Below are 2,137 nucleotides of genomic sequence, written 5' to 3' on the forward strand. Positions count from 1 at the left end.
CCTTTAGGAGAAGTACCGCCGTAGGCGGGGATAGGGGTGCATTTCCAACGGGCGAAGCCCGGTTTTACGGTTTTCGCTGCCTCCGGCAGCACTGCCGCCGACAGGCGGCAATAAATCTCATCGCCCGCCAGGGCGATACCACCCCCTCTGAACCCTTTGAACCCTTTGAACCTTCTGAACCCTCACGCCGCAGGCGTGTCCAATGGCGATACCACAACCCTCAGCCCCGTAGGGGCTGTCAAACTTAAGAACCCTCCGGCCAAAGGCCGGTTAAACTTCAGAACCTTTTGCGCCCAAAGGGCGCTGAACCCTCTGAACCCGGGCCACGCAGCGGCCCTTTGGGCGCAGCCGCCCATATATAGAAAGGAGCCAATCATGAAACTGGGCCTTTTGGGAGAAGTGCTGGGACACAGCCTGTCTCCTGTGATTCATGAAAAATTATTTCAAAAACTGGGGATTTCATCGACCTATGAACTCATCGAAATCCCGAAGGATACATTGCAAAAGGACCTGCCCGCCCTCCTTGCATCCTATGACGGGCTGAACGTGACCATCCCCTACAAGGTGGAGGTCATTCCTTTTCTGGACGAACTGTCTAAGGAAGCAGAAACCATTGGCGCCGTGAATACCATTGCCCGAAAAAACGGAAAACTTCTAGGCTTCAACACCGACTACACCGGATTTGCCCGCACCCTGTCCCGCATCGGCTGTGATGTGAAGGGAAAAAAGGCGGTGGTCCTGGGCCACGGCGGCGCTTCCCGTGCCATTATCCAGTGCCTCTTCGATAAGGGGGCCGGGGAAATCCATGTCATCAGCCGCCATCCGGAGAAGGTGGGTAAAGATTTCCTTTCCTTTGCAGAAAAGAGGAAAGTCCTCATCCAGGGCTATGACAGCCTCTCCGCCGGCAGAGACAATTACCTTCTGGTGAACTCCACCCCCGTAGGCATGTACCCGAAAACCGGAGTATCCCCCATTTCCGAAACCATGGCTGCCTCCTTTGCCAAAGTGGTGGATATCATCTATAACCCTGCGGAAACAAAACTCCTCCATGATGCCACAGGGGATGCCAGCAACGGCATGTACATGCTGGTCATGCAGGCCATGGCGGCGGAGGAAATCTGGATGGAAAGGGATATTCCCGAAGAAATCGTTATGGAAATCGTGGAGGAAATGACCGAATGAAAAACATCGTCCTCATCGGCATGCCGGGAAGCGGCAAGACCACCTTCGGCATGGCCCTGGCGGAAAAACTCCGCCGCCCCTTCGTGGATGCCGATGCTTATCTGGAAGAAAAGGAAGGAAGAACCATCCAAAGTTTCTTCGCCGAAAGCGAAAAAGCCTTCCGGGATGCCGAGGAAAGGACCATAGAAGACCTCTCCCGCCGGCAGAACCTCATCATCGCCACCGGCGGCGGCGTGGTGAAACGCTCCCGCAACGTGGCGAGACTCCATGAAACGGGTCTTCTCATCTTCATCGACCGCCGGGCCGAAGACATCGTCACCGACGTGGAAGTCGAAAAAAGGCCCCTCCTCGCGGAAGGACCGGATAAAGTATTTGCCCTCTATAAAGAACGGATTGCCCTCTACCGGAAGGCGGCAGACAGGATACTGGAAAACCGGGGCAGCGAAGAAGAAGTCCTGGCCCGGCTCCTGAAAATGGTGGGCGGGATAGAAGATAGAAGATAGATGGTAGACGATAGACGATAGATGTCAGACACTTCCCGCTATCCGCTTACCGCTGGCCGCTATCCGCTGTCCCGCGGGGCTTCCCGCCGGTCATCCGTCATCCTGAGCGGCAGCGGTGGTGGGCGCCTTTACACAATGAAAGGCGCCATGATGATAAAACCATACAACCGCCCTGCGGGCGTGGAAATGCACCCCTATTCCCCTCCGGGGGAGACGCCGCCGCAGGCAGCAGAAGGGGTGCATTTCCGCGCGCTGTGCACATTCTGCAGAGAATGTGCAAGTCAGTCGAAGTTGGCCCATAGCCTGCACATAAAAGGGCCTTCCTTTTAATCGACTGACCGTTAGGCGCGGTTGTATGGTTTTCCATTCCGCGGAGCGGAATTATAAAACTCATCGCCGCGAAGCGGCGATACCACAACCCTCGGGCCGAAGGCCCGTCAAACTTTAGAACC

2 protein-coding genes are annotated in these 2,137 nt (G+C 55.9%); both read left to right on the plus strand.

The window, feature by feature from the left end; all coding sequences use genetic code 11:
- The first annotated feature begins 375 nt into the window (after positions 1-375).
- Positions 376-1,182 (plus strand): shikimate dehydrogenase, encoded by an 807-nt coding sequence (locus QZQ29_RS09240; RefSeq protein WP_296962618.1) that lies wholly within the window; start codon positions 376-378, stop codon positions 1,180-1,182.
- Positions 1,179-1,685 carry a shikimate kinase gene (locus QZQ29_RS09245; protein WP_296962620.1) on the plus strand — a complete coding sequence of 169 codons (507 nt, stop codon included), beginning with the start codon at positions 1,179-1,181 and terminating at the stop codon, positions 1,683-1,685. The genes QZQ29_RS09240 and QZQ29_RS09245 overlap by 4 nt, the downstream gene beginning before the upstream one ends.
- Positions 1,686-2,137: the final 452 nt, after the last annotated feature.

Origin of the sequence: uncultured Dialister sp., from assembly GCF_900538805.1 — a bacterium.
In the GTDB taxonomy this organism is placed as follows: Bacteria; Bacillota; Negativicutes; order Veillonellales; family Dialisteraceae; genus Dialister.

What these genes read in the sequence shown, in the direction of transcription:
- QZQ29_RS09240 (WP_296962618.1), top strand. Translation starts at nt 376, where the DNA reads ATGAAACTGGGCCTTTTGGGAGAAGTGCTGGGACACAGCCTGTCTCCT.
- QZQ29_RS09245 (WP_296962620.1), top strand. Translation starts at nt 1,179, where the DNA reads ATGAAAAACATCGTCCTCATCGGCATGCCGGGAAGCGGCAAGACCACC.